Raw genomic sequence first — 22664 nt, 5'->3', positions numbered from 1 at the left:
AAACCCCAACCGGCTCAACACGGGAGATCACCATGAACCTAGAGTTCGTCGGAATGGATCCGGAGACCGAGAAGAACGGCTCCCCGACCGTGTGGGTCCACGAGGAAACCGCTGACCTCGTCATCCAGGGCATCACCGCCGAGAACGAACTGACCGTGAAGATCCACGAGACGCAATGGGTAGCCGGCCACACAGCGGGCATCCCCGACCACGAGTCGGTCATCCGGATCCCGGCCCGGATGGTGCCCGTCCTCAGGAAGGCATGTGATGAAGCAGAACGACGTACCGAGCTTTGACGAACTGCTGGAAGCAGCCCGGCACTCGGCTGTTCACCTGGAGACGCGGGACTCCTACGGCGTCGACGACGAGTCCTCGGGTTTCGCTCTCTGGCAGCGGACGGGGGAGCGGGACAACGACCCCGCCTCCGACTACTGGCGTCCGTGGGTCGAGCAGATCGCCGCGTCCGTCGCACGTGGCGTGGTCATCCGCAGGGCGCGCATCGTATCCGAGCCGGTCAGTGCGTACACACGCTACTTGCACGAAGGCACCGTGGTGAACCTGGCGGCCGGAGAAGAAGTCCGTTGGCTGCCACGTCGACTGGCCTCCGACATCGCCCTGCCGGGTAACGACTTCTGGGTCTTCGACGGCGCCACCGTGATCTTCAACCACTTCACAGGCAACGGAGCCTGGGCCGACCCGGGCATGGAACTGCGCACGGAACCGTCCGTGGCCGAGTTGTGCACCGCGGCATTCGAAGCGGTGTGGGACCGGGCGGTCCCGCACGAGAAGTTCACCCTCTGACCCACGACCGCCACGAGCACCGGACCCCATCAGCCATGCCGCCCGCTTCCCCCTCTTCGAGCGCCCATGCCGCCAGGAAGGCCCTTGCCGACCGGCTTCAGGACCTGCGCAAGGACGCGGGACTCACCGGCCGCGAGCTGTCGGCCCGGTGCGGCTGGCATCCCGCCAAGACGACCCGCCTCCAGGCTGCCCAGGCGGCCCCTTCTCCTGCCGACATCCGGGCCTGGTGCACCGCGTGCGGGGTGGCTGAACAAGCCGATGACTTGATCAACGCCTCGCGCGCGGCGGACAACATGTACGTGGAATGGAGGCAGCTCAAGCGTGCCGGGCTCAGCACCCTCCAGGAGTCGTACGCCTCCCTGTACGAGCAGACCAGAGCCTTCCGCTTCTACACGTCCGACGTCGTCCCCGGGGTCCTGCAAACCGCCGATTACACGCGCGCCATCATGTCCCGCTCCGCCGAGGACGGCCGAACCGCCGACGACATGGAACGCGCCGTCGCCGCCAAGATGGAGCGCGCCCGCGTCATCCACGAAGGCGATCACAGGTTCGTTTTCCTGATTGAAGAATCCGTTCTCCGCTACCGGCTCCATGACGCGGACACGATGGCCGGGCAACTGCGACACTTGCTCGCCGTCCTGCCCCTCCCTCGCGTCAGCCTGGGCATCATCCCCTTCACCGTGGAACGCGACATGTGGCCGGTCGAGTCCTTCCGAGTGTTTGACGACCGGCGCGTCCAGGTTGAACTGGTCTCGGCTTCGGTCAACGTCACCGCAGACGCCGAGATCGCCGAATACCTCCGGACCTTCCACGCGCTGCAAGCCCTCGCCGTCTACGGCGGTCATGCCCGAGGCCTGATCAGGGGAGCACTCGACACTCTCGCGTGAATCTCCGCGCAACTTCGCGCAACTTCGTTGAGGCCCAACCAGATACGTTCCTAACGTCTTTGGCATGGCAACCACACACGCAGCACACCGCACCACCACCAGGTCGGCCCTCGCAGAGGCCCAGCACGCCGTCGACCTCCTCACCCACGCCCTCGGCGCCGCCCGGATCACGCTCCCCTCACTGCGCATCGACCTGACCGGCGCGACCTCCGGGCACCCCCTGGTCGAGCTGGGCCGACTCCACGCCGACCAAGCCGTGCGGCTCGCGCAGGCGCTGCGGCCCGGGGCCGAAGCCGCCAAGGAGGCCCGCATGGGCACGCACGGTGACGGCAAGGGCGGGTCCGAGGGGGACAAGCAGCAGTCGCCCCGTGAGTCGGACGGGCAGTGGAACCGGCCCATCTCGAACCCGCCGAAGAAGGACGGCAAGTGAGCTCGCCCGAGGATCTGTTGCGGCTCCTCGTCAACGAGGGCGGTGTTCAGCAGAGTTGGCGCGGGGCGGTCGGTTCCGTTCCCCGGGCCGCCTTCCTGCCGGAGGCGGTGGAGACGCCGTCCGGAACCGTTTCGCGCCGGGACGACCCGGACGCCTGGCTGGCAGCCGTCTACGACGACGTGCCGCTGATCACGCAGGTGAACGACGGCCGGGAGACAACCGGGGGCGCCTACCGGCTCCCCACCTCGTCCAGCTCCGCCCCCTCGCTGATGTTGCAGATGCTCGGGCTGCTCGACGTGCGCGACGGGCACCACGTGCTGGAACTCGGGACCGGCACCGGTTACCACGCCGCCTGGCTCGCGCACCGGCTCGGCGACGACCGGGTGACCTCCGTGGAGATGGACCCCGCCCTCGCCGAGACGGCCGCGAAGAACCTCGCCGCCGCCGGGTTCCGGGTCCGGGTGGTGTGCGGTGACGGCGACGCCGGCTGTGCGGACCGCGCTCCGTACGACCGCGTCGTCGCGACGTACGCGGTGCCGCGTGTCCCGTACGCCTGGGTCGAGCAGAGCGTCGCCCCCGAGGGGCGGATCGTGGCGCCCTGGGGCGGGAGCTTCTTCCCGTACTCGTTCGCGACGCTGGACGTCCGCAGGAAGAGGGCCGACCCACCGGTCGCCCAGGGGCGGTTCAGCGGATTCCCGGCGTTCATGCGCAGCCGCAACCACCGCCCGGCGCGCGGGTTCCTGGCCGACTTCCTGCATCACCGGGGAGAGGAGGAGACCGGCGGGACGGGGTTGTGCCCGCGCCGCCTCGCGGAGGACGCGGACGCCCTGTTCTGGGTGGGGCTGGACCTCACGGACGCCTGGTACCTGCTGGTGGAGGCGGAGGACGACAGCGGGGAGGCGACGTTGTGGGTGCTGGCCGACGACCGCTCGTCGTGGGCGTCCGTCGACTTCGTACCGGATCGGGACGCGTACGAGGTGGCGCAGTACGGGCCGCGACGCCTGTGGGACGAGGTGGAGGCGGCGCACCGCGCCTGGGGTCGTCTCGGCCGCCCCGGACGAGACCGGGCGGGACTCACCGTGACGCGGGAGGCGGAGTACGTGTGGCTGGACACCCCGGCGAAGGTCGTCCGCACCCAGTGCACCTCTTCTTGACGCACCGGCGGCACCCGTCACCGCTCCTTCAGGAGGCCCCCTTGCGGAGGACGTCGGTGACCTTGAGCTCCTCCTGTTCCGAGGCTCCGAAGGGGTCCACGCGGACGCCGTCCGGGGCGGCGGTGACCTCCAGGACCAGGTTGCCGCCCATGAAGCGCAGGTCGATGCGCACCCGGGGGGAGCCCCCGTGGTCCGGCATCCGGTGGATGCCGGAGGGCAGGTAGTCCAGGGACGTCAGGGTGCGGTGGAGGGCGGGGTGGGAGGCGGGCTCGGGGGGCGGGGAGGTCCGGAAGGCCTTCGTGATGCGCTGCCTGTGGAAGTCGCCCTCGCACTTCTCCACGGCGCGCAGGGGGATCTCGTCACGGGACGGGGGGAGCCCGGTCGTCGGGCCCGGCGGCTCGGTGCCGTCCGGGCCGTCCGTCGGGAGCGGGACCGGCGGGGGCGTCTCGTCGGGGCCGTAGCGGGGAGTGGCGGCCTCCCAGCCCGGCAGGTCCTCGGGGCGGGGCACGGCGCCCTTGCCGGTGGGGGTGTCCTCGTCGGGCGGAAGCGGCTCGTCCGTCGGGGCGTCGGGGTCGCAGGCGCTCAGGGCGCGGCCGATCAGGTCCAGGAAGCGGGCCTCCGCCTCCGGGGTGTGCGCCGGAGCATCCGTTGGGATGCCCGCCGGGGTCTTCTCCTTCGCCCGGTCCGCCGCCGGGGCACCGGCCGCGGCGCCCGCCTGCTGGGCGCTCCCGCCCCCGGCCCGGTCGTCCGAGGCCGCCCGCTGGGTTCCGCAGCCGGTCAGGAGGAGGACGGCGGCGGTCGTGGCGGCCAGGGCGGTCGTCAGCAGGGGCCCGGGGAAGGGCCGTGCGGGGGTCTCGGTTCGCATGGGGACATGGTGTGTCCGCCGGTTCCGGCCCCGCATGGGTGTTCGTACTCAGGTGACGGCCCCGGGCGGACGCGTGCGGATGAGTACCGCACCCCCTCCGCCGCCTGCACAACTTCAGCCCATCGCGCACCAGTTGTCCGCGTGCTGATCGACTTCCGTCACAAGTGGGTCCCCGGCAAACGATCAAGGGGCAAGGGATGGTCAAAAGGTTGTGAGGCAATTGTTGGCACACGGTCAACAGCGGTCGATCGGTGTCAGTCTCACATCGCTCAGCTCTTACCCCCCACGGAACGAGTGATGGAGAGCGCATGACCCCCCACGTTTCACGGAAGAACTCTGTCCGCGCCACCGCCCTCGCCGCCGCGGCCGCCATGGTGGTCGTCGGCGTGCAGGCCGGGACGGCGACCGCCGTGCCCGACCCGGCGCGGCAGGCCCCCGCGGCCTCCGCCGCCGAGGTGCGGGCCACCGCCATCAAGTCCGCCCAGGCCAACGCCGCTTCGGCGGCCAGAGGCCTCGGTCTCGGCGCCGGTGAGAAGCTCGTCGCCCGCGATGTCGTCAAGGACGCGGACGGGACCGTGCACACCCGGTACGAGCGGATGTACGACGGCCTGCCCGTCCTCGGCGGCGACCTCGTCACGCACGTCGCCGAGGGCGGAAAGCTCAAGGGCGTCGACCGCGCGACCGACGCGAGGATAGCCGTGGCGTCGACGACGCCGAAGCTGAAGGCGGCCGCGGCCGCCCGCAAGGTGATCTTCGCGATCAAGGGCAAGCCCGTGCTGGCCTTCGAGACCGTGAAGTCGGGCACGAAGAAGGACGGGACCCCGAGCCGGCTGCACACCGTCACCGACGCCGACACCGGCAAGAAGCTGTACGAGTTCGACGAGATCGAGACCGGCAGCGGCGGCAGCATGTACAGCGGCGAGGTGCCGCTCACCACGACGAAGGGCGGCTCGGGCTTCGAGCTGACGGACGGCGAACGCGGCGGGCACAAGACGTACGACCTCAAGGGCGGGCAGTCCGGGACCGGCACGCTGTTCACGGACGCCGACGACACGTGGGGCAACGGCAAGGCCGACGATCCGCAGACGGCCGCCGTCGACGCCGCGTACGGGGCCGCCACGACCTGGGACTTCTACAAGTCCGAGCTGGGGCGCAACGGCATCGCGGGCGACGGCAGGGCCGCCTACTCCCGGGTGCACTACGGCACGGCGTACGTCAACGCCTTCTGGGACGACAGCTGCTTCTGCATGACGTACGGCGACGGCGTCGGCAACACCCACCCGCTGACCGCCATCGACGTCGCCGGGCACGAGATGACGCACGGGCTGACGGCGGCCACCGCCAACCTGGAGTACGCGGGCGAGTCCGGCGGCCTCAACGAGGCGACCTCCGACATCCTCGGCACCGCCGTCGAGTTCTTCGCCAAGAACAAGGAGGACGTCGGCGACTACCTCATCGGCGAGAAGATCGACATCAACGGGGACGGCTCGCCGCTGCGGTACATGGACAAGCCCAGCAAGGACGGCACGTCGCTCGACTACTGGGACGAGAAGGCGGGGGACGTGGACGTGCACCACTCCTCCGGCATCGCCAACCACTTCTTCTACCTGCTCGCCGAGGGCAGCGGGGCCAAGGAGATCAACGGCGTGCGGTACGACTCGCCGACGAAGGACGGGTCGAAGGTCACCGGCATCGGCCGGGAGAAGGCGTACAAGATCTGGTACCGGGCGCTGTCGACGTACATGACGTCGACCACGGACTACCGGGGCGCCCGTGCGGCGACCCTGAAGGCGGCGGGCGACCTGTACGGCGCGGACGGCGTCGAGGCGAAGACCGTGGCGGCCGCCTGGACCGGGGTCAATGTGAAGTAGCCCCTGGGCGAAGGCCGTTGGGCGTCCACAGGCGGGCGCCGGCCGGTGCGTGCCAGCCGGTGCGTGCCGGCCCCCGGCGTCAGCCGTCGGGCGTCATGCGTCGGGCGTCATGCGTCGGGCGTCGCGGGGCGTACGCCCCCGTGCAGCCAGACGTCCCAGACCGCCGACAGATCCGCGTCCGTCTTCCCTTCGACGTACGCGGTGAAGTCGGCGGTCGACGCGTTCCCGCCCCGGTACTTCGCGGGCCACTCCTCCAGGATCTCCCAGAAGGCGTCGTTGCCGACCGCCTGGCGGATCTTGTGCAGGACCATCGCGCCGCCCCTGTACACCGGGACGTCCGAGACGTACCGGGGGCCGGGCGGGCTCGCGGGCGGGAACTTCCAGTTCGCGTCGTCCCCGAACGCCGCCTCGAAGGACTCCTGGGCCGTGCGGCCGCCCTCGTCCTCGGTCCACAGCCACTCCGCGTACGTCGCGAAGCCCTCGTTGAGCCACATGTCCCGCCAGTCCTTGGGCGAGACCGAGTTGCCGAACCACTGGTGGGCGATCTCGTGCAACTGGGCCTCTTCCAGGGCTCCGTCGTTGCCGGTGACGCCCGCGTAGACCGGCTTGGTCTGGGATTCGAGGGCGTACCCGACGTCCCCCTCGCCCCGGGTGACGACCGAACCGATCGAGTCGAAGGGGTACGGGCCGAAGTAGGTGACCGCCCAGTCCATCATCCTGGGGATCTCCTTGCGCAGCCCGAGGCTCTCGGCGTCCACGGACCGCTCGGCCGCCGCGTACACCGGGACGGTCCGCGTCACCGTCTCCTCGTCGTCCGCGAGTTCGGCGGTCGCCTTCGACTCCCACACCGCGAAGTCGCCGACCGCGACCATCGCGAGGTAGCCGGCCATCGGCTCGCGCATCTGCCAGGCGAAGGTGGTGCGGCCGTTCGCGGTGCGGGGCGGGTTCTTCAGCTCCCCGTTGGAGATGGCCGTCCGGCCCGCCGGGACGGTGACGGTGATGTCGTACGTCGCCTTGTCGGAGGGGTGGTTGTTGCCGGGGAACCAGGCCATGGAGCCCGTGGGCTGGCCGACCGCGACCGAGAGCTTTCCGTCCTCGGGGCGCAGCCAGCCCTCGCGGGCCCCGTCGACGTCCTTGATCTCGCGCGGCGTGCCCGAGTAGCGGACGACCGCCGTGAAGGTCTCGCCCTTGCGCAGGTCCCGTTTGGGGCGCAGGGTCAGCTCCGTACCGGCCCGGCGGGCGGCGGCCGGCTCGCCCTCGACGGTCGCGGAGGCGACGGTGAGGCCGGCCAGGTCGAGGTTGAACGCGCTCAGCTCCTGGGTGGCCTTCGCGGTGATGGTGGCGGTGCCCTTGAGGCGGTTGCCGGCGGGGGTGTAGTCGAGGTCGATGGCGTAGTGGGTGACGTCGTAGCCGCCGTTGCCCAGCTTGGGGAAGAGGGGATCGCGCAGGCCGTGCGCACCGGGGCCGCCGGTGGGGACGCCCTCGCCGGTGCAGCCGCTCACCGCTGCCGCGAGGAGGAGGGCGACGGTCGCGGCACGGGCGCGGAGGGGGCGGCGTCGGCGGGAGGGCATCCCCCGATCTTAGGCGGGGCGGGGGCGGGGCGGGCGGGTTCGGGAGCGGGGAGCGGGGGATTGAGGGGGGCAGTACGGAAGCTCCCGTACTGCCCCCCCCAGGCGGTTCCCCGTACGGCCCCTCCCGGAGGCGCCTTCCCCCACCGCCTCACGGGACCAGCACGACCTTGCCCGTCGTCCGCCGGTTCTCCAGGTCCTCGTGCGCGCGGGCCGCCTCCGCCAGCGGGTAGGGCTGGACCGCGGGGCGCAGGACGCCCTCGGCGGCGAGGGCCAGGGCGCGGGTCTCCAGGGTGCGGATGGGGTTCGGGCCGCCGCCCGCCCTGGCCAGCATGGGCGGGCCGAGCACGACCTCGCTGGTGATGGCGCGGTCGGCGAGTTCGGCTTCGGTGAAGGTGAGGGGTTCGCCGTCGTGGACGCCCTTGCCCGACCAGCCGAAGACGAGGTGGCGGCCGCCGGGGGCGAGCAGGTCGACGGCGGCCAGGCCGGTGTCGCCGCCGACCGAGTCGAAGACGACCGTGGCGCCGCCGATGCCGCGCGCGGAGAGGAAGGAGGTGACCTGTTCCTGCCAGTCGGGGCGGAGGTAGTCGACGGCGAGGTCGGCGCCGTTCCGCTCGACGAGGGCGGTCTTGGCGGGCCCCCCGGCCAGGCCGACGACGGTGCCGCCCGCGTGCTTCACGTACTGCACGAGGAGGGTCCCGATGCCGCCCGCGGCCGCCGGTACGACGGCGACGGTGTCCGGCGCGACCTCGGTGAAGCCGAGGATGCCGAGGGCGGTACGGCCGGTGCCGATCATGGCGACGGCCTGGGGGTCGGTGAGGTCGTCGGGCACGGGGTGCAGCCTGGCGGCGTCGGTCACCGCCAGCTCCGCGTAGCCGCCGGGGTTCGCGCCGAGGTGGGCGACGACCCGGCGGCCGAGCCAGGACGGGTCGGCGCCCGCGCCGAGCGCGGTGACGGTGCCCGCGACCTCGCGGCCCGGGACGGTGGGCAGGGCGGGCAGCTCGGGGAAGGGGCCCCGGTCGCCGCGGCGCAGGGCGGTGTCGACGAGGTGCACGCCGGCCGCGGCGACGGCGATCCGGACCTGGCCGGGGCCCGGGAGCGGGTCCTCGGTCCTCTCGTACGTGAGGTTCCCGGCGGGACCGAAGGCGTGCAGGCGGATCGCGTGCATGGTCGACTTCCTTCACTGGTGGGGCCGTCGGCGTGCGCGGCCGGCTCAGGCGGATCATCCTGTGACCTCAAGCGCGGTTGAGGTCAAGGGGGCGGGCGGCGCGGAGCGCGAGGGAGGCGGCTTCCAGGGCGCTGTTGAAGGAGACCTCGGCGAGGAGGCCGGGGGCGGCGACCTGGTCGCCGGCGAGGTAGACGCCGTCGCCCCGGTCGACGGCGGGCCGGTCGCGCCAGGTGGTGCCGGGCAGGTCGACCGCGCCGGTGCGCCCGGTCGCGAGGGCTTCGGAGCGGTGGGTGACGCGCTCGCGCCAGCCGGGGAACCCGAGGTCGAGCAGCCGCTCGGCGCGGGCCACGCCGACGGACCTGGGCCGGCCGTCCGCGACCGGGAGCTGGGCCTGCACGAGCTGTTCGCCGGCCGGCGCCAGGGTCGGGTCCTGGGCGGTGAACCGTTCGATCCACCCGGGCGCGTCCAGGTCGGAGACGATGAACGCGTCCCCGCGCCGGGTGCGCAGCCCGAGGTCGAGGAGGGCGGTGCGGCCGCTCTCCCAGACCAGGGAGTCGTCCCGGAGCAGGGCGCGGGCGGCGGGCAGGGAGGTGGCGACGACGACGGGCCCGCGCGCGGCGGCGTCGGCGAGGCCGCCGGGGATCATGCGGGACGCGGTCTCGATCCGTACGCCGAGCCGTTCCGCCCGCGCGACGAGCCGCACCACGACCGAACTCCAGCCGCCGACCGGATACCTGGCCTCCGGCGGCAGGGCCAGCACGCGCCGCAGCCGCTCCTGCACGAAGCGGGCGGAGAGCGCGCCGGGGTCGTGGTGGAAGAGGGCGACGGCGACGGCGTTGGCGGCGTACCGGGCGTGCCGCTCGCCGATGAGGGAGGCCGCCCAGGAGAGGAAGTCGCGGTCGACCGGGGTCTGTCGGGGGTCGCGGCGGCCGAGCCGGAGCACCGGGAGCGGGGGCGTGCGGCGCAGCGAGCCGTCGCGGTGGAAGCGGGTGCGGGCGGCGGCGGAGAGGGGCACGGCCGCGACGGGCCCGACGAGGTCGCGCTGCTGGAGCCAGGTCCACAGGGGGCCGCGCGAGTAGAGGGCGTGGGGGCCCTCGTTGGTCAGGTACGGGCTGCCGTCGGCGGTGCGGGCCCGGCCGCCGGGGTCGCGGTGGGACTCGTGCAGGGTGACGCGGGCGCCGGACTCGGCGGCGGTGACGGCGGTGACGAGCCCGGCGAGGCCGCCGCCGACGACGGTGAGGGGGGTGCTGCTGGTCATGGTGGGTGCTCCCGGTGGCTGGGGTCGTGCTGCCTGTGGGAGTGGGACGGACGGGGGCCGCCGGGATGTGACATCGGGCCGGGGAGAGCCGCGCGCGGGGCGTTGTCAGTGGGGTGGGGCAGCATGGGGGCATGGCACGCGCAGCGAAGAAGGACGGGGTCCCGGCCGTACGGCGCCCCGAGGTGCGGCTTCCGGAGCTGGAGCCGTTCGGGGGCGGGGAGCTGGAGCCGGAGGGGGACTACGACGGCCTGGAGTTCCGGGACCTGGACTTCGCGGGGCAGGAGGGCCGGGGCTCGCGCTTCCTGGACTGCGGGCTGTACGGGGTGGCGCTGGACGGGACGCGGCTCGGGCGGGCGCGGCTGATGGACTGCGTGCTGGAGCAGGTGCGGGGTGTGGGGACGCAGCTCGCGGAGGCGTCGCTGCGGGACGTGGAGGTGGTCGACGCCCGGCTGGGCGGGACGCAACTGCACGGGTCGGTGTGGGAGCGGGTGATGGTGCGGGGCGGGAAGCTCGACTTCGCGAACCTGCGGAAGGCGAAGCTGACGGATGTCGTCTTCGAGGGCTGCGTACTGGTGGAACCGGACTTCGCGGAGGCACGGCTGACGCGGGTGGAGTTCCGGGACTGCGTACTGAAGGGGGCGGACCTCACGGGGGTGACGATGCGGGACGTGGACCTGCGGACGGTGTCCTCCCTGGACATCGCCCGGGGCGTGGACCGCCTGCGGGGCGCGGTGATCAGCCCGGGGCAGCTGCTGGACCTGGCTCCGGTGTTCGCGGGGGCGATGGGGGTGCGGGTGGAGGGGTGAGGGCCCCCGGGCCCCCGCCCCGGGTCCCGGCCGTCAGCTCACGCGGGGGAACTTCGCCTGGAGGGTCCAGAGGGCCGGGTTGTCGGCGAGGCCCTCGTGCATGTCCGTGAGGTCGGCGATCAGGTCGTGCAGGAAGTCCCGTGCCTCCCGCCGCAGCAGCCGGTGGCTGAAGGTCAGCGCGGGCTCCTCGGCCGGCATCCAGTCGGCCTCCACGTCGACCCATCCGAAGCGCCGCTCGAAGAGCATCCGGTCGGTCGACTCCGTGAAGTCGAGTTCCGCGTACTGCCGGAGCGCCGACCGGTTCCCCCGGGGGTCCTGGTCGATCTGCTCCACGATGTCGCACAGCGCCCACGCGAAGTCGAGCACCGGCACCCATCCCCAGGCTGTGGAGATCTCCCGGTCCGCCTTGACGTCCGCGAGGTACACGTCCCCGCAGAACAGGTCGTGCCGCAGCGCCCGTACGTCCGCACGGCGGTAGTCCGTCTGCGGGGGATCGGGGAAGCGGCGGGAGAGGGAGTAGCCGATGTCGAGCACGTTCCCGATGGTCGCACGGGGAGGGGCGGGACGGAGAAACGTATCAGCGCACACGTTCGAGTGAAGGGGCTGAGGTTCCGGGATGCTAATCCGGCCTACGCTGGGAGAGTCGCGCTACGCGAAGGAGGTCCGCCATGGCACTGCCCGCACCGGAGTGGGACGCGTTCGAGGACGAGTCCGACGAGTTCCAGGACAAGAACCCGGCCATGTCGGTCGAGGAAGCCTTCGACATGTTCAGCGCCGTCGCCCCGAAGGGCTGGCGCGTGGAATTGATCGAAGGGGACATCCACGTGACACCTCCCGCCAACGGCGAGCACGAAGAGCTGGTCTCCGGAGTCGCGGAGCAGGTGATTCTGCGGCGCGAGGACCGTGTCCTCCGCCCGTACACCGGCATCGGCCTCGCCGTCCCCGGCGCTTCCCGGACCGGCAAGGTCGTGCCCGACCTCGTGATCGCCCCCAAGGGCAGCTTCGACGACGACCTGGAATGGCACGAGCCGTCACCGGTCGTCCTGGTCGCCGAGGTCACCTCCTCCTCCACCGCGGGCAACGACCGGGTGAAGAAGCTCCGGGGCTGTGCCCGCGCCGGAATCCCCGCCTACCTGCTCATCGACCGCGAGGCGGGCCGGGCCGTGCTGTGCACGGAGCCCGCCGGGGACGACTACGTCAACAAGGTCGCGTACGACATGCCGGGCAAGATCCCGCTGCCCGAGCCGCTCGGCTTCGACCTCGACACGAGCGAGTTCTGACCGCGCCTGCACCGAGGCTCAGGGCAGCAACCGCTGCTCCTTCGCCACCGCCACCGCGCCCGACCTCGTGTCCACCCCGAGCTTGGCGTAGATGCGGCCCAGGTGGGTCTTGACGGTCGCCTCGCTGATGAACAGCGCGCGGGCGATCTCCCGGTTGCCGAGACCGTGGGCGAGCTGGGCCAGGATGTCGGACTCACGGTCGGTGAGGGCGGGACGGCCGGCGCCCCGCAGTTGCGCCATGACCCGGCTGGCGACCGGCGGCGAGAGGGTGGTGCGCCCCTGGGCGGCGGAGCGGATCGCGGCGAACAGTTCCTCCGGCCGCTCCGCCTTCAGCAGATAACCGGTGGCCCCGGCGGCGATCGCCCGGGTGATGTCGGCGTCCGTGTCGTACGTGGTGAGGACGAGCACGTGGGGGCCGGTCCCGGCGATGCGGCGGGTCGCCTCGACGCCGTCGATGCCGTCCCCGAGCTGGAGGTCCATCAGCACGACGTCGGGCGCGAGCCGGGCGGCGGTGGCGACCGCCTCCTCCCCGCTCCCGGCCTCGCCGACGACCTCGATGTCCGGTTCGCTGGAGAGCAGGGCCAGCAGGCCCGCCCGTACGACCGCGTGGTCGTCGCAGAGCAGGACCCGTACGGCGGGAGGGGTCGTCATGGCTGGGGCTCCAGGGGTACGGCGAGGGGGATCGCGGCGGACAGGACCGTGCCCTCGCCGGGGGCGGACTCGACCGCGAGGGTGCCGCCGAGCTGCTGGACGCGGGCGCGGATCGCGGGCAGGCCGTGGCCCCGCACGCCCGCCGCGCCCCGCGGCGCCCGGGGGTCGAAGCCGCGGCCGTCGTCCGCGATGTCGAGGACCACCTGGTCGTCCAGGTAGGTGAGGGTGAGCGCGGTGGTGGTCGCCCGCGCGTGTTCGCGGACGTTGGCCAGCGCGCCCTGCGCGATGCGGAGCAGGGCGGACTGGACGCGGTCGGGGAGGGGCGCGGCGGGGGCGGCGCCGTCGATGTGGAGGCGGGCGTTCTCGCGGGCGGCGACGGCGCGGAGGGCCTCTTCGAGACCTCCGCTGCCCGCCTCCGCGAGGTCCGCGGGCGCGAGGTCGTGCACGAACCGGCGGGCCTCGGCGAGGTTGCGCTCCGCGATGGAGGTGGCGGTACGGACGTGGCGGCGGGCGGTCGCCGGGTCGGTGTCCCAGGTGCGGTCGGCGGCCTGGAGCAGCATCTGCTGGCTGGACAGGCCCTGCGCGAGGGTGTCGTGGATCTCGTACGAGAGCCGCTGACGCTCCGCGAGGGTGCCCTCGCGGCGCTCGGTGGCGGCGAGTTCGCGGCGGGTGCGGATCAGGTCCTCGATGAGGGCGCGCTGGCGGGCGGCCTGCCGCTGCATGTGGACGAAGGTCCCGGCGGCGACGGCGGCCACGGCGGGCGGCGCGAGCAGCAGCGTGGGGTCGAACTGCCCCTTGGCGAGCTGGAGTTGGGCGGCCACGACGAAGACGGTGAGGAGGGCGACGAGGGCGAGGGCGGTACGGGTGGGGAGGGTCCTGAGCCCGGTGTAGAAGAGCGGAACGGCACACCAGGCGAAGCTGGGGGCGAGGACGACGAGGACCACCCAGACGCCGACGACGATGCCCAGGTGAACCCGGGGCCGGGCCCGCCCGGGCCCCCGGCCCCTGCGGACCACGTAGAACAGCACGTGCAGGACGGCCAGCGCGACGCTCAGCCCGATGATCCACGGGGTGCGGGCCTCCCCCGGGTGACGCAGGAGGAACCGGGCGAGGGAACCGCCGAGGAGGAGGAAGAAGGCGACGTGCAGGAGAAGCGCGAGGGGCCGCGCGTCGGGATCACCGGCAGGCGTTCCCGGGGCGGCCGGGGCGGGGGTGTGGTGCGGGGTGGCCGGGGCGCCGGGGGTGGGGGTGCCGGGAGGGGTGGCTGAGGCGTCACCTGCGGCGGAAGTCCCGTGCGGGGCGGGCGGGGCGCCGCCCGGGGCGGAGGCCCCGGGCGGGATGGCCGAGGCGTCGCCCGGGGCGGGAATTCCGTGCGGGGTGGCCGGGCCGCCCGGGGCGGGAGTCCCGTGCGGGGTGGCCGGGCCGCCCGGGGCGGGAGTCCCGTGCGGGATGGCCGAGGCGTCGCCCGGGGCGGAAGTGCCGTGCGGGGCGTCGCCCGGGGCGGAAGTCCCGTGCGGGGTGTCGGGGTCGGGCATCGGATCCGTGTCCTCGTTCCGGTCGTGCGTGGTTCGGGTCGCGCCGCGCGAGGCCGTTCCCGGCCGGCCGGGAGCCCGCGTACCCCTCCAGCCGCGGACTCCGCTGCGCTGCGCGAGGCCGGCCATACCGTCCGCCGTACCCGGGACCCGGCGGGGCCGACAGGGCGGGCCGCACATCCATCCTCCCCCCATCCGGGACCACCCCCGCATCAACCGATCGGTCGACCCCCGTGTCGGCCGGGCGGCCCGCCGGGGGCAGCCGGTGCACCGACCGTACGGGCACGGTTCCCCGCCCAGGATTGAGGTCAGAAGGAGCCCGGCACTCCGCCGCTCCGGCAGCACCCCCCTCCCCTGGAGTCCACCATGCGCAAGCTCTCCGTCCGTGCCCGTGCCCTGACCGCCTCCGCCGTGCTCGCCGCCGTCGGCGCGGGCACGTTCGGCGCGGTGAGCGCCAACGCCTCCGCCCCGGCCGCCGAGTCGATCGCCGCCGTCAAGGCCGACGCCTCGAACCGCAACCTCCAGCAGTCCACGCACCTCACCGTCGCCGCCGCCACCAAGGCCGCCGAGGCCGTCCTGGACGCCGCGAAGAAGGAGAACCAGCGCGTCTCCGTCGCCGTCGTGGACCGCAACGGCAACACCATCGTCTCCCTGCGCGGCGACGGCGCCGGCCCGCAGTCGCCCGAATCGGCCGCGAAGAAGGGCTACACCGCCGTCGCCTGGAACGCCCCCACCTCCGAGCTGGTCAAGCGCCTCGCCCAGGCCCCGAACCTGAAGGACATCCCCGGCACCCTCTTCCTCGGCGGCGGCGCGCCGGTCCAGGCCAAGGGCGCGCCGATCGCGGGCATCGGTGTCGCGGGGGCTCCGAGCGGCGACCTCGACGAGAAGTTCGCCCAGGCCGGTGTCGCCGCTCTGGGCCGCTAGTCGCGGACGGCATCAACGGCGTACGGCCCGCACTCCGTGCCGGGGCACGGGCCTCCGCCTCCGCCCCCTTGGGCGACGGGGCCGCCCCAAGGGGGCGAGGGGGGTACCCCCTGCTCGAGCGAAGCCGAGAGCTTGGGGGAGGGCGGGCAAGGGGGCGGCCCCTCCCGCTCCCGGCCCGCCCGGGTGCCGCCCCCTGCGCAAGCGCCTGCGCCGGACGCACGACCCCGCCCAGGCCGAGACCCCAGCCCCGTACCGGACGCACAGCCCCGCCCGGCTCGGGCAGGAGAGGCCCCGGACCCGCCCCTCCACCTAAAGCGCTCGCCGCGCGGCCAAGGGGAACGGCTCCGTGCAGATCCGTCGTGGTTGGTCGCGCAGTTCCCCGCGCCCCTAAAGGGGCGTCGCCCCGCCCAGCCTCCCCAGCGCCTCGTCCGTCAGCCGGTACACATCCCACTCCCCCTGCCGCCGCGCCCCCACCGCCTCGTAGAAGTCGATCGCCGGCCGGTTCCACTTCAGCACCGACCACTCCAGCCGCTCGTACCCCCGCGCCACGCACACCCGCGCCAACTCCCCGAGCAGCGCCTTCCCGTACCCGCCGCCCCGCGCCGCCGGCCGCACGTACAGGTCCTCCAGGTAGATCCCGTGCACACCCCGCCACGTCGAGAAGTTCAGGAACCACAGGGCGAAGCCGACGACCTTCCCGCCCCCGTCCTGCGCCACATGCGCGAAAGCCGCCGGGCGCGCGCCGAACAGCGCCTCCCGCAGCTGCTCCTCACTCGCCCGGACCTCGTCCAACGCCTTCTCGTACTCGGCCAGTTCCCGCACCATTGCGTAGATCTCCGGAACGTCCCCGACCGTCGCTTCGCGAATCATGCCCGCACCCTAAGCAGGGCCTTCGCGACGACCACATGGACGTCCGGCATCCGGACCTCCCCCTCCGCCAGCTCCCACAAGCAGTCCTGCAGCACCCGCCCCAGCGTCCACGCCACCGCCCGGTCCCGCTCCAGCCCCATGACCTCCACCAGCACATCGAACCGCCGCACCACCTCCCCCGCGTCGAACCGGTTCCGGATCGCCGGGAGGAGTTCGAACCCCGGGTCTCCGGCGAGCGGCTTGGGGTCGATCACCACCCACGGCTCGCTCCGCCCCGAACCCGCCCTCGGCGCCAGCACGTTCTCCGCGTGCAGGTCCCAGTGCAGCAACCGGTCCCCGGCCTCCCCCGCCACCTCCCGCACCGCCCCCGCGCACCGCTCCAGCAGCCGCCGCTCCGCCCCGTCCGCCAGCGCCGGAAGCAGCCCCGGTGCGTCGTCGAGCAGGGCGGCGGCGATGTCCCCCAGCCGCCGCATCCCCGCCGGAGCGGTCACCGCGTTCAGCCTCGCCAGCGTCTGCGCGATCACCCGTACGCCGTCCAGCGCGTCCCGCACCCCGTCCAGCGGCCTGCCCTCGTCCAGCCGCTCCAGCAGCAGCGCGCCCCGCGCCTCGTCCGCCGCCAGCACCTCCACCACCCCGAGCCCCGCCCACGCCCGCAGCGCCGCCGCCTCCCCCGCGTTCTCCTCGTCCCGGAGCTGGAGCTTGAGCACCGCCGCGAGCCCGTCCCCCTCCCGCACCACCGGCACCACCAGCGCCGCCGCCCCGTGCATCACCGGGCCGTCCGGCCGCAGGCCCCACCCCGCCAGGCACTCCCGCACCCGCCCCGGCAGCCCGGCCACCCAGGCCCGCCCCGCCTCCCCGTTCCACCGCAGTTGCGCCGCCGCCAGCCCGGCCGGCACCCGCACCTCGTACCGCTCGCCCATCCCCGCACCACCTCACTCGCCGTACGGGCGGAGAATGCCCGAGCGAATCAGCTCATACCGCAACAATCGGACCATGCTCCGCCCCCTCCGCAGCGCCCTCGCCAGAGCACTCCACCACCTCCGCTCCGCCCCCGGCACCCACCTCTGGCTCCTCGTCCTGCTCCTGACCACCGTCGCCACGCGTCACATGGACCCCGCCTTCACCGACGCGTTCCTCCGCCAGCGGTCCACCAACATCCACCACCTCTCCCAGGACCCCAGCCGCGTCCTGATCACCTCCGCCCTCTGGCTCGACGGCGGCGGCTGGCTCCCGTACGCCGTCCTGTACTCCCTCTTCCACGCCCCCGCCGAACGCCGGCTCGGCACCCTGCGCTGGCTCGGGGTCGTCCTCGCCGCACACGTCGGCGCGACGTACCTGAGCGAAGGAGTCCTCGGCTGGGCGATCAGGCACGGCATCGCCCCGCCGGAATCCGTCAACACCCTGGACGTGGGGGTGAGTTACGCACTGGCCGGCGTCGTCGCGGTCCTCACCCACCTCATCCCGGCCCCCTGGCGGTACCCCTACCTCTTCGCCGTCCTCACCTTCTACGCCCTCCCCCTCGTCAACGGCCGCACCTTCACCGACGTCGGCCACCTCGCCGCCGCCCTCATCGGCCTCGCCTGCTACCCCCTCACCAGGAACCGCGCGACACACCGCGGCGGGCACGGCCGAGACCTCACAGGGAATCCAGCGCCGCGGCGTCCCCGGCAGCCCCGTACTCCTCCATCAGCTCCGCCCAGAACCCCAGCTCCCTGACCTCCGCGTGCCGCAGCCGCCTGCCCCCCGCCGTCGGCCGCAGCGCCTCGTACGCCTCCCGCAGCCCCTCCGCCACCCCCGCCGTCAGCAGCTCCAGCCGGTCCCGCACCAGCAGGTCCCAGTCCACCGCGCCCGGCCCCCGCCCCTCCCGGTGCAGCTCCACCAGCGGCAACTGCCGCCCCACCGCCCACACCGCCAACTGCGGCACGTCCCGCCACAGATGAGCGTGCCCATAACGCTTCCCGCGCCCCTTGCGCGCCACCACGCCCCGCACGCACCGGGCGATCTCCACCGCCCGCAGCACCCCCACCGCCTCCGTGTTCTCGTTGAACACCGCGCGGTACGACTCCCCGCTCCGGTCCGCCCACAGCCGCTCCCGCCCGGCGGCCCCGTCCGCCGCGTGCGCCACCTCCAGCCGGGCCCCCGGCGCCAGGCACGCCAGCGCCGACGTCGCCTCCTCGACCGACACGCACCGCCCGGCCCCGTACGGCTCCCGCACCTCCCCCCGGCGCACCGCGAAGCTGACCCCGTCCGCGCGGAACTGCCGCATCACCCGCAGCACGTTCGGATCCCGCACCAGCTCGTCCTGAGCGGTGGCCGGATTGCGCCGACGGTCCTCCGCGTCGAGTTCCCCCCGTACGACATCCACGGCAGGCCCCGTCACCAGTTCCACCCGCAGCAGCGACCGCTCCAGCGAACCGGCGGGCAGGCCCTCCGCGACCGCCCGCGCCAGCACGCCCAGCCGCTGCACCCCGTCCAGGACTTCGGGACCGGTCACCTGGACGGTCCCGCCGCCCCGCGGCCCCGTCGGCAGCACCCGCACCTCGTGCGCGCTCAGCACCACCGACCCCACCACCCCGAAGTCCCACGGCCGCTGCCACAGCAACTCCGTCAGCTCGACGTTCGCCGCGCTCGCCCCGAGGAAGCCGCGCCGGCCCCCCACCCACTCCCGGTCCACCAGCCGACCGGCGCCCACCCACACCGACCACCGGTGGTCACCGATCCGCTCCACCCTCTCCGACCTCAGAACCAGCCCGTCGAACGACGCGGGCACGGACGCCGCCACGAGCTGCGGCGGCAGAAAAAGAACCTCACTCATGCCCCGTCCAACGCCCCCGCCACCCACAAGGTCGCGCCCGCACATCCGCACCCCGGCCCCTCCCCCACCCCCCGACACACCGTCGAGCCGCACCCCCCGACCGCGCCCCCGACGCCCATTGCGCCCCCCACCCCCTCCCGTTAGCGTCCCGGCACCACCGCCGAACAGGACGAAGGCCACCATGCGCAGCGCCCCCACCTCCCGCACCACCAACGGAGGCATCTCCTTCTGGTACGCCGACCACGGCACACCCGACCCCCGCGAACCCCTCCCCGGCGACACGACCGCGGACGTGTGCGTCGTCGGCGGCGGCTACACGGGCCTGTGGACGGCGTACTACCTGAAGAAGGCCGCCCCCCACCTCGACATCACCGTCCTCGAAGCCGCGTTCTGCGGTTACGGAGCCTCCGGGCGCAACGGCGGCTGGCTCTACAACGGCATCGCGGGCCGCGACCGCTACGCCCGACTGCACGGCCGCGAGGCCGCCACCCGCCTCCAGCACGCCATGAACGACACCGTCACCGAGGTCGTCGACACCGCCGCCGCGGAAGGCATCGACGCCGACATCCACCGCGGCGGCGTCCTCGAAGTCGCCTACACCCCCGCCCAGTTGACCCGCCTGCGCGCCTTCCACGCGACCGAGACCGCCTTCGGGGAGAAGGACAGGGTCCTCCTCGGCGCCCGCGACACCGCAGCCCGCGTCAAGGTCGCCGGCGCCGTCGGCTCCACCTGGACCCCGCACGGCGCCCGTCTGCACCCGGCCAAGCTCGTCACGGGCCTCGCCGACACGGTCGAGGCCCTCGGCGTGACCATCCACGAGTCGACGCCCGTCACCGAGATCGCGCCCCGGCGCGCCCGCACCCCCTACGGCACGGTCCGCGCCCCGTACGTCCTGCGCTGCACCGAGGGCTTCACCCCGAACCTCAAGGGCCAGAAGCGCTCCTGGCTCCCCATGAACTCATCCATGATCGTCACCGATCCCGTCCCCGCCCACCTCTGGGAGACCATCGGCTGGGACGGCCGCGAGAACCTCGGCGACATGGCCCACGCCTACATGTACGCCCAGCGCACCGCCGACGACCGCATCGCCCTCGGCGGCCGGGGCGTCCCGTACCGCTTCGGCTCCCGCACCGACAACGACGGCCGCACCCAGCCCGCGACCGTCGCCGCCCTCCGCGCGGTCCTCACCCGCTTCTTCCCCACCCTCGCGGGCACCGGCATCGCCCACGCCTGGTCCGGCGTCCTCGGCGTCCCCCGCGACTGGTGCGCCACCGTCACCCTGGACCGCTCGACCGGCCTGGGCTGGGCCGGCGGCTACGTCGGCTCGGGCGTCGCCACCGCCAACCTCGCCGCCCGCACCCTGCGCGACCTCCTCCTCCAGGACTCCGGCCAGGGCGCCGCCACCGCCCTCACGACCCTCCCCTGGGTCGGCCACCGGGTCCGCAAGTGGGAACCCGAACCCTTCCGCTGGCTCGGCGTCCAGACCCTGTACGCCGCCTACCGCGAGGCCGACCGCCGCGAACTCACCGCCCGCACCGCCACCACCCACCCCATCGCCACCCTCGCCAACCGCATCGCGGGCCGCTGAGGGCCCGAGGGCGCGAAGGCAGCGCCTCTTCGCAGAAAGAAATCACCCCGCACGGCAGCCGTGCGGGGTGATTTCCCAGGTGGAGCCCCCTATCGGATTCGAACCGATGACCTACGCATTACAAGTGCGTTGCTCTGGCCAGCTGAGCTAAGGAGGCATGCAGCAGCAGTCTAACCGGACCGGCCGTCCCCGTGGACAGCGGATTTCCCGGGCCAGGACTACTGACAGATGCCCGCCGCCCGGGTAGCGTCACACCCGGTCCCGCACATTGGACCAGACCACTTCACTCCCTTACTCGGATCGTCCGGCACGTTCCTGCCGGTGAAGGAGACGCATCGCCATGGCGACAGTCACGTTCGACAAGGCCACCCGCATCTACCCGGGCTCCACCAAGCCCGCCGTGGACCAGCTCGAGATCGCGATCGAGGACGGCGAGTTCCTCGTCCTCGTCGGCCCGTCCGGCTGCGGGAAGTCCACCTCCCTGCGCATGCTCGCGGGCCTGGAGGACGTCAACGGCGGTGCGATCCGCATCGGCGACCGCGACGTCACCCACCTGCCGCCGAAGGACCGGGACATCGCCATGGTGTTCCAGAACTACGCGCTCTACCCGCACATGTCCGTCGCCGACAACATGGGCTTCGCCCTGAAGATCGCGGGCGTGAACAAGGCCGAGATCCGCAAGAAGGTCGAGGAGGCCGCGAAGATCCTCGACCTCACCGAGTACCTCGACCGCAAGCCGAAGGCCCTCTCCGGCGGTCAGCGCCAGCGTGTCGCGATGGGCCGCGCCATCGTGCGCGAGCCGCAGGTCTTCCTCATGGACGAGCCGCTGTCGAACCTCGACGCCAAGCTCCGCGTCTCGACCCGTACGCAGATCGCGAGCCTCCAGCGCCGCCTGGGCATCACCACCGTGTACGTCACGCACGACCAGGTCGAGGCCATGACCATGGGCGACCGGGTGGCCGTGCTGAAGGACGGCCTGCTCCAGCAGGTCGACTCGCCGCGCAACATGTACGACCGCCCGGCCAACCTCTTCGTCGCCGGCTTCATCGGCTCCCCGGCCATGAACCTGGTCGAGGTCCCGATCACCGACGGCGGCGTGAAGTTCGGCAACAGCGTCGTCCCGGTCTCCCGCGAGGCGCTCAGCGCCGCCGCCGACAAGGGCGACACCACCGTCACGGTCGGCGTGCGCCCCGAGCACTTCGACATCGTCGAGCACGGCGGCGAGGCCGCGAAGACCCTGACGAAGGACTCCGGCGACGCCCCGGCGGGCCTCGCCGTCTCCGTCAACGTCGTCGAGGAACTGGGCGCCGACGGTTACGTGTACGGCTCCGCCGAGGTCGGCGGCGAGCACAAGGACCTCGTCGTCCGCGTCAACGGCCGCGCCGTCCCGGACAAGGGCACCGAGCTGCACGTCGTCCCGCGTCCGGGCGAGCTGCACGTCTTCTCGACCAAGACCGGCGAGCGTCTCAGCGACTGATTCCCGCACCGCACACGGAAGGGCCCCGCACCGGACTGCGGGGCCCTTCCGCATGTGTGCCACCGCCTCACCGGACCGCCGACCCGTCACCCCGCCCACGCGCTTCCCCAAGCGCGTCCCGTCCCACGTTTAGCCGCCACCCACTCGAAATACCCCGGCACACTGGGCATTTCGAGCCCCGTACGTCAACCCCTCATTCGAAAAAGGACATCGAACCATCCCCCATGAGGGTGACTGAATGTCGCCAAATCGTCACCGGCCGCTACGCTCACTCGCGTGACCCACTCAGCACGCCGTATCGGCCGAACCCTCGCCCTCGTCCTGCCCGTCGTCCTGGTTCTCTCCGGGACCCTGGCCGTCACCCGCGTCCCGTGGGTCGCCGGCACTCCCGAGTCCCAGATGCTCACCGCATCCGCCGAAGGTGTCTCCCAGCAGGCCAAGTCCCGTGCCCCGCAGGATATTCTGCGCGACCGGCTTCTGGTGGAACTTCAGGAGAAGGACCCCGGAACGGCCCTCACCCACCTCCAGCGCGAGGTCGAGCGCCGCCCGTCCCTCGCCAAGCACTGCATGAACATCGCCCGCGCCCTCGGCCGCGCCGCCGTCACGCACTACGGCCCGACCCGCGCCCAGTCGTACTCGCGGCCCGTCTGCGACACCTCCTTCGCCTCCGGCGTCGCGAACCACCGCCCCTGACCCGCCCGAGACCACGGACCCGGACA

At 73.1% G+C, this 22664-nt stretch carries 23 protein-coding genes and 1 tRNA gene; 13 read left to right on the top strand and 11 right to left on the bottom strand.

Going from position 1 to position 22664, the window contains the following annotated elements; translation table 11 throughout:
- Nucleotides 1-32 precede the first annotated feature (32 nt).
- The 5 genes from ACZ56L_RS07365 (at nt 33) to ACZ56L_RS07345 (ending at nt 3272) form a co-directional block, all read left to right on the top strand.
- Nucleotides 33-296 carry a hypothetical protein gene (locus ACZ56L_RS07365; RefSeq protein ID WP_468686949.1) on the top strand — a complete coding sequence of 88 codons (264 nt, stop codon included), beginning with the start codon at nt 33-35 and terminating at the stop codon, nt 294-296.
- The gene (locus ACZ56L_RS07360) at nt 268-801 is read left to right on the top strand and encodes a DUF6879 family protein (protein ID WP_468686597.1); all 534 of its coding nucleotides are present in this window, start codon (nt 268-270) and stop codon (nt 799-801) included. Before ACZ56L_RS07365 ends, ACZ56L_RS07360 begins: the two co-directional genes overlap by 29 nt.
- Before the next feature lie 35 nt (nt 802-836).
- A complete protein-coding gene (locus ACZ56L_RS07355; RefSeq protein WP_468686596.1) occupies nt 837-1688 on the top strand; it encodes a DUF5753 domain-containing protein in 852 nt (283 codons plus the stop codon).
- Between the two features lie 64 nt (nt 1689-1752).
- Nucleotides 1753-2118 carry a hypothetical protein gene (locus ACZ56L_RS07350; protein ID WP_471062379.1) on the top strand — a complete coding sequence of 122 codons (366 nt, stop codon included), beginning with the start codon at nt 1753-1755 and terminating at the stop codon, nt 2116-2118.
- Nucleotides 2115-3272: a methyltransferase domain-containing protein gene (locus ACZ56L_RS07345; RefSeq protein ID WP_471062377.1), complete on the top strand. Its 1158-nt coding sequence runs from the start codon at nt 2115-2117 to the stop codon at nt 3270-3272. Before ACZ56L_RS07350 ends, ACZ56L_RS07345 begins: the two co-directional genes overlap by 4 nt.
- Nucleotides 3273-3300: 28 nt before the next feature.
- Here the strand turns inward: ACZ56L_RS07345 and ACZ56L_RS07340 are convergent, their stop codons facing one another.
- On the bottom strand, nt 3301-4137 hold the full coding sequence (locus ACZ56L_RS07340; protein WP_468686590.1) for a hypothetical protein: 837 nt from the start codon (nt 4135-4137) through the stop codon (nt 3301-3303).
- 308 nt (nt 4138-4445) lie between these two features.
- Between ACZ56L_RS07340 and ACZ56L_RS07335 the strand changes: the two genes are divergently transcribed.
- The gene (locus ACZ56L_RS07335; protein WP_468686586.1) at nt 4446-6008 is read left to right on the top strand and encodes a M4 family metallopeptidase; all 1563 of its coding nucleotides are present in this window, start codon (nt 4446-4448) and stop codon (nt 6006-6008) included.
- 107 nt (nt 6009-6115) lie between these two features.
- On the opposite strand, the gene ACZ56L_RS07330 is transcribed toward ACZ56L_RS07335, so the two are convergent.
- The 3 genes from ACZ56L_RS07330 to ACZ56L_RS07320 all read right to left on the bottom strand — a co-directional run bounded on the left by ACZ56L_RS07330 (nt 6116) and on the right by ACZ56L_RS07320 (nt 10002).
- Entirely contained in the window at nt 6116-7579 is a 1464-nt protein-coding gene (locus tag ACZ56L_RS07330; RefSeq protein WP_471062375.1) for a M1 family metallopeptidase, read from the bottom strand.
- Nucleotides 7580-7727: 148 nt separating this feature from the next.
- Nucleotides 7728-8744 carry a zinc-binding dehydrogenase gene (locus ACZ56L_RS07325; protein ID WP_471062373.1) on the bottom strand — a complete coding sequence of 339 codons (1017 nt, stop codon included), beginning with the start codon at nt 8742-8744 and terminating at the stop codon, nt 7728-7730.
- 67 nt (nt 8745-8811) lie between these two features.
- The gene (locus ACZ56L_RS07320; protein WP_471062371.1) at nt 8812-10002 is read right to left on the bottom strand and encodes an NAD(P)-binding protein; all 1191 of its coding nucleotides are present in this window, start codon (nt 10000-10002) and stop codon (nt 8812-8814) included.
- Nucleotides 10003-10133: 131 nt separating this feature from the next.
- Here ACZ56L_RS07320 and ACZ56L_RS07315 point away from each other — a divergent pair, with 131 nt between their 5' ends.
- Nucleotides 10134-10808, top strand: coding sequence for a pentapeptide repeat-containing protein (locus ACZ56L_RS07315; protein WP_345221479.1), 675 nt, complete (start codon nt 10134-10136; stop codon nt 10806-10808).
- Nucleotides 10809-10841: 33 nt separating this feature from the next.
- Here the strand turns inward: ACZ56L_RS07315 and ACZ56L_RS07310 are convergent, their stop codons facing one another.
- The gene (locus ACZ56L_RS07310) at nt 10842-11342 is read right to left on the bottom strand and encodes a hypothetical protein (RefSeq protein WP_345221477.1); all 501 of its coding nucleotides are present in this window, start codon (nt 11340-11342) and stop codon (nt 10842-10844) included.
- A 134-nt stretch (nt 11343-11476) separates the two neighbouring features.
- On the opposite strand from ACZ56L_RS07310, the gene ACZ56L_RS07305 reads away from it, so the two are divergent.
- Entirely contained in the window at nt 11477-12088 is a 612-nt protein-coding gene (locus ACZ56L_RS07305) for a Uma2 family endonuclease (RefSeq protein WP_471062369.1), read from the top strand.
- An 18-nt stretch (nt 12089-12106) separates the two neighbouring features.
- Here ACZ56L_RS07305 and ACZ56L_RS07300 read toward each other — a convergent pair whose 3' ends face one another.
- Together ACZ56L_RS07300 and ACZ56L_RS07295 are read right to left on the bottom strand one after the other, a co-directional pair.
- Entirely contained in the window at nt 12107-12739 is a 633-nt protein-coding gene (locus ACZ56L_RS07300; RefSeq protein WP_345221473.1) for a response regulator transcription factor, read from the bottom strand.
- Nucleotides 12736-14274 (bottom strand): sensor histidine kinase, encoded by a 1539-nt coding sequence (locus tag ACZ56L_RS07295; protein ID WP_471062367.1) that lies wholly within the window; start codon nt 14272-14274, stop codon nt 12736-12738. Before ACZ56L_RS07295 ends, ACZ56L_RS07300 begins: the two co-directional genes overlap by 4 nt.
- A 363-nt stretch (nt 14275-14637) precedes the next feature.
- On the opposite strand from ACZ56L_RS07295, the gene ACZ56L_RS07290 reads away from it, so the two are divergent.
- Nucleotides 14638-15195 carry a GlcG/HbpS family heme-binding protein gene (locus ACZ56L_RS07290; RefSeq protein WP_345221468.1) on the top strand — a complete coding sequence of 186 codons (558 nt, stop codon included), beginning with the start codon at nt 14638-14640 and terminating at the stop codon, nt 15193-15195.
- Nucleotides 15196-15582: 387 nt separating this feature from the next.
- On the opposite strand, the gene ACZ56L_RS07285 is transcribed toward ACZ56L_RS07290, so the two are convergent.
- The gene (locus ACZ56L_RS07285) at nt 15583-16065 is read right to left on the bottom strand and encodes a GNAT family N-acetyltransferase (protein WP_471062365.1); all 483 of its coding nucleotides are present in this window, start codon (nt 16063-16065) and stop codon (nt 15583-15585) included.
- Nucleotides 16062-16985 carry an aminoglycoside phosphotransferase family protein gene (locus ACZ56L_RS07280; RefSeq protein ID WP_471062363.1) on the bottom strand — a complete coding sequence of 308 codons (924 nt, stop codon included), beginning with the start codon at nt 16983-16985 and terminating at the stop codon, nt 16062-16064. Before ACZ56L_RS07280 ends, ACZ56L_RS07285 begins: the two co-directional genes overlap by 4 nt.
- A 73-nt stretch (nt 16986-17058) precedes the next feature.
- Here ACZ56L_RS07280 and ACZ56L_RS07275 point away from each other — a divergent pair, with 73 nt between their 5' ends.
- Complete coding sequence (locus tag ACZ56L_RS07275; protein WP_345221461.1) at nt 17059-17781, top strand: rhomboid-like protein; 723 nt, start codon at nt 17059-17061, stop codon at nt 17779-17781.
- Here ACZ56L_RS07275 and ACZ56L_RS07270 read toward each other — a convergent pair.
- On the bottom strand, nt 17702-18880 hold the full coding sequence (locus ACZ56L_RS07270) for a hypothetical protein (RefSeq protein WP_468686567.1): 1179 nt from the start codon (nt 18878-18880) through the stop codon (nt 17702-17704). The genes ACZ56L_RS07275 and ACZ56L_RS07270 overlap by 80 nt on opposite strands.
- A gap of 181 nt (nt 18881-19061) precedes the next feature.
- On the opposite strand from ACZ56L_RS07270, the gene ACZ56L_RS07265 reads away from it, so the two are divergent.
- Nucleotides 19062-20468 (top strand): NAD(P)/FAD-dependent oxidoreductase, encoded by a 1407-nt coding sequence (locus ACZ56L_RS07265; protein ID WP_471062360.1) that lies wholly within the window; start codon nt 19062-19064, stop codon nt 20466-20468.
- Between the two features lie 80 nt (nt 20469-20548).
- Here ACZ56L_RS07265 and ACZ56L_RS07260 read toward each other — a convergent pair.
- A tRNA-Thr gene (locus ACZ56L_RS07260) sits at nt 20549-20625 on the bottom strand.
- Nucleotides 20626-20808: 183 nt separating this feature from the next.
- On the opposite strand from ACZ56L_RS07260, the gene ACZ56L_RS07255 reads away from it, so the two are divergent.
- Both ACZ56L_RS07255 and ACZ56L_RS07250 read left to right on the top strand, forming a co-directional pair.
- Nucleotides 20809-21945 (top strand): ABC transporter ATP-binding protein, encoded by a 1137-nt coding sequence (locus ACZ56L_RS07255; RefSeq protein ID WP_345221450.1) that lies wholly within the window; start codon nt 20809-20811, stop codon nt 21943-21945.
- A 276-nt stretch (nt 21946-22221) separates the two neighbouring features.
- Nucleotides 22222-22638 (top strand): hypothetical protein, encoded by a 417-nt coding sequence (locus tag ACZ56L_RS07250; RefSeq protein WP_345221448.1) that lies wholly within the window; start codon nt 22222-22224, stop codon nt 22636-22638.
- The last annotated feature ends 26 nt before the right edge of the window (nt 22639-22664 follow it).

The sequence above is a fragment of the Streptomyces sp. NPDC039736 genome, assembly GCF_055596485.1.
Note: the sequence above shows the minus strand (reverse complement) of the source record. Positions and strands in the feature narration are given on the sequence as shown.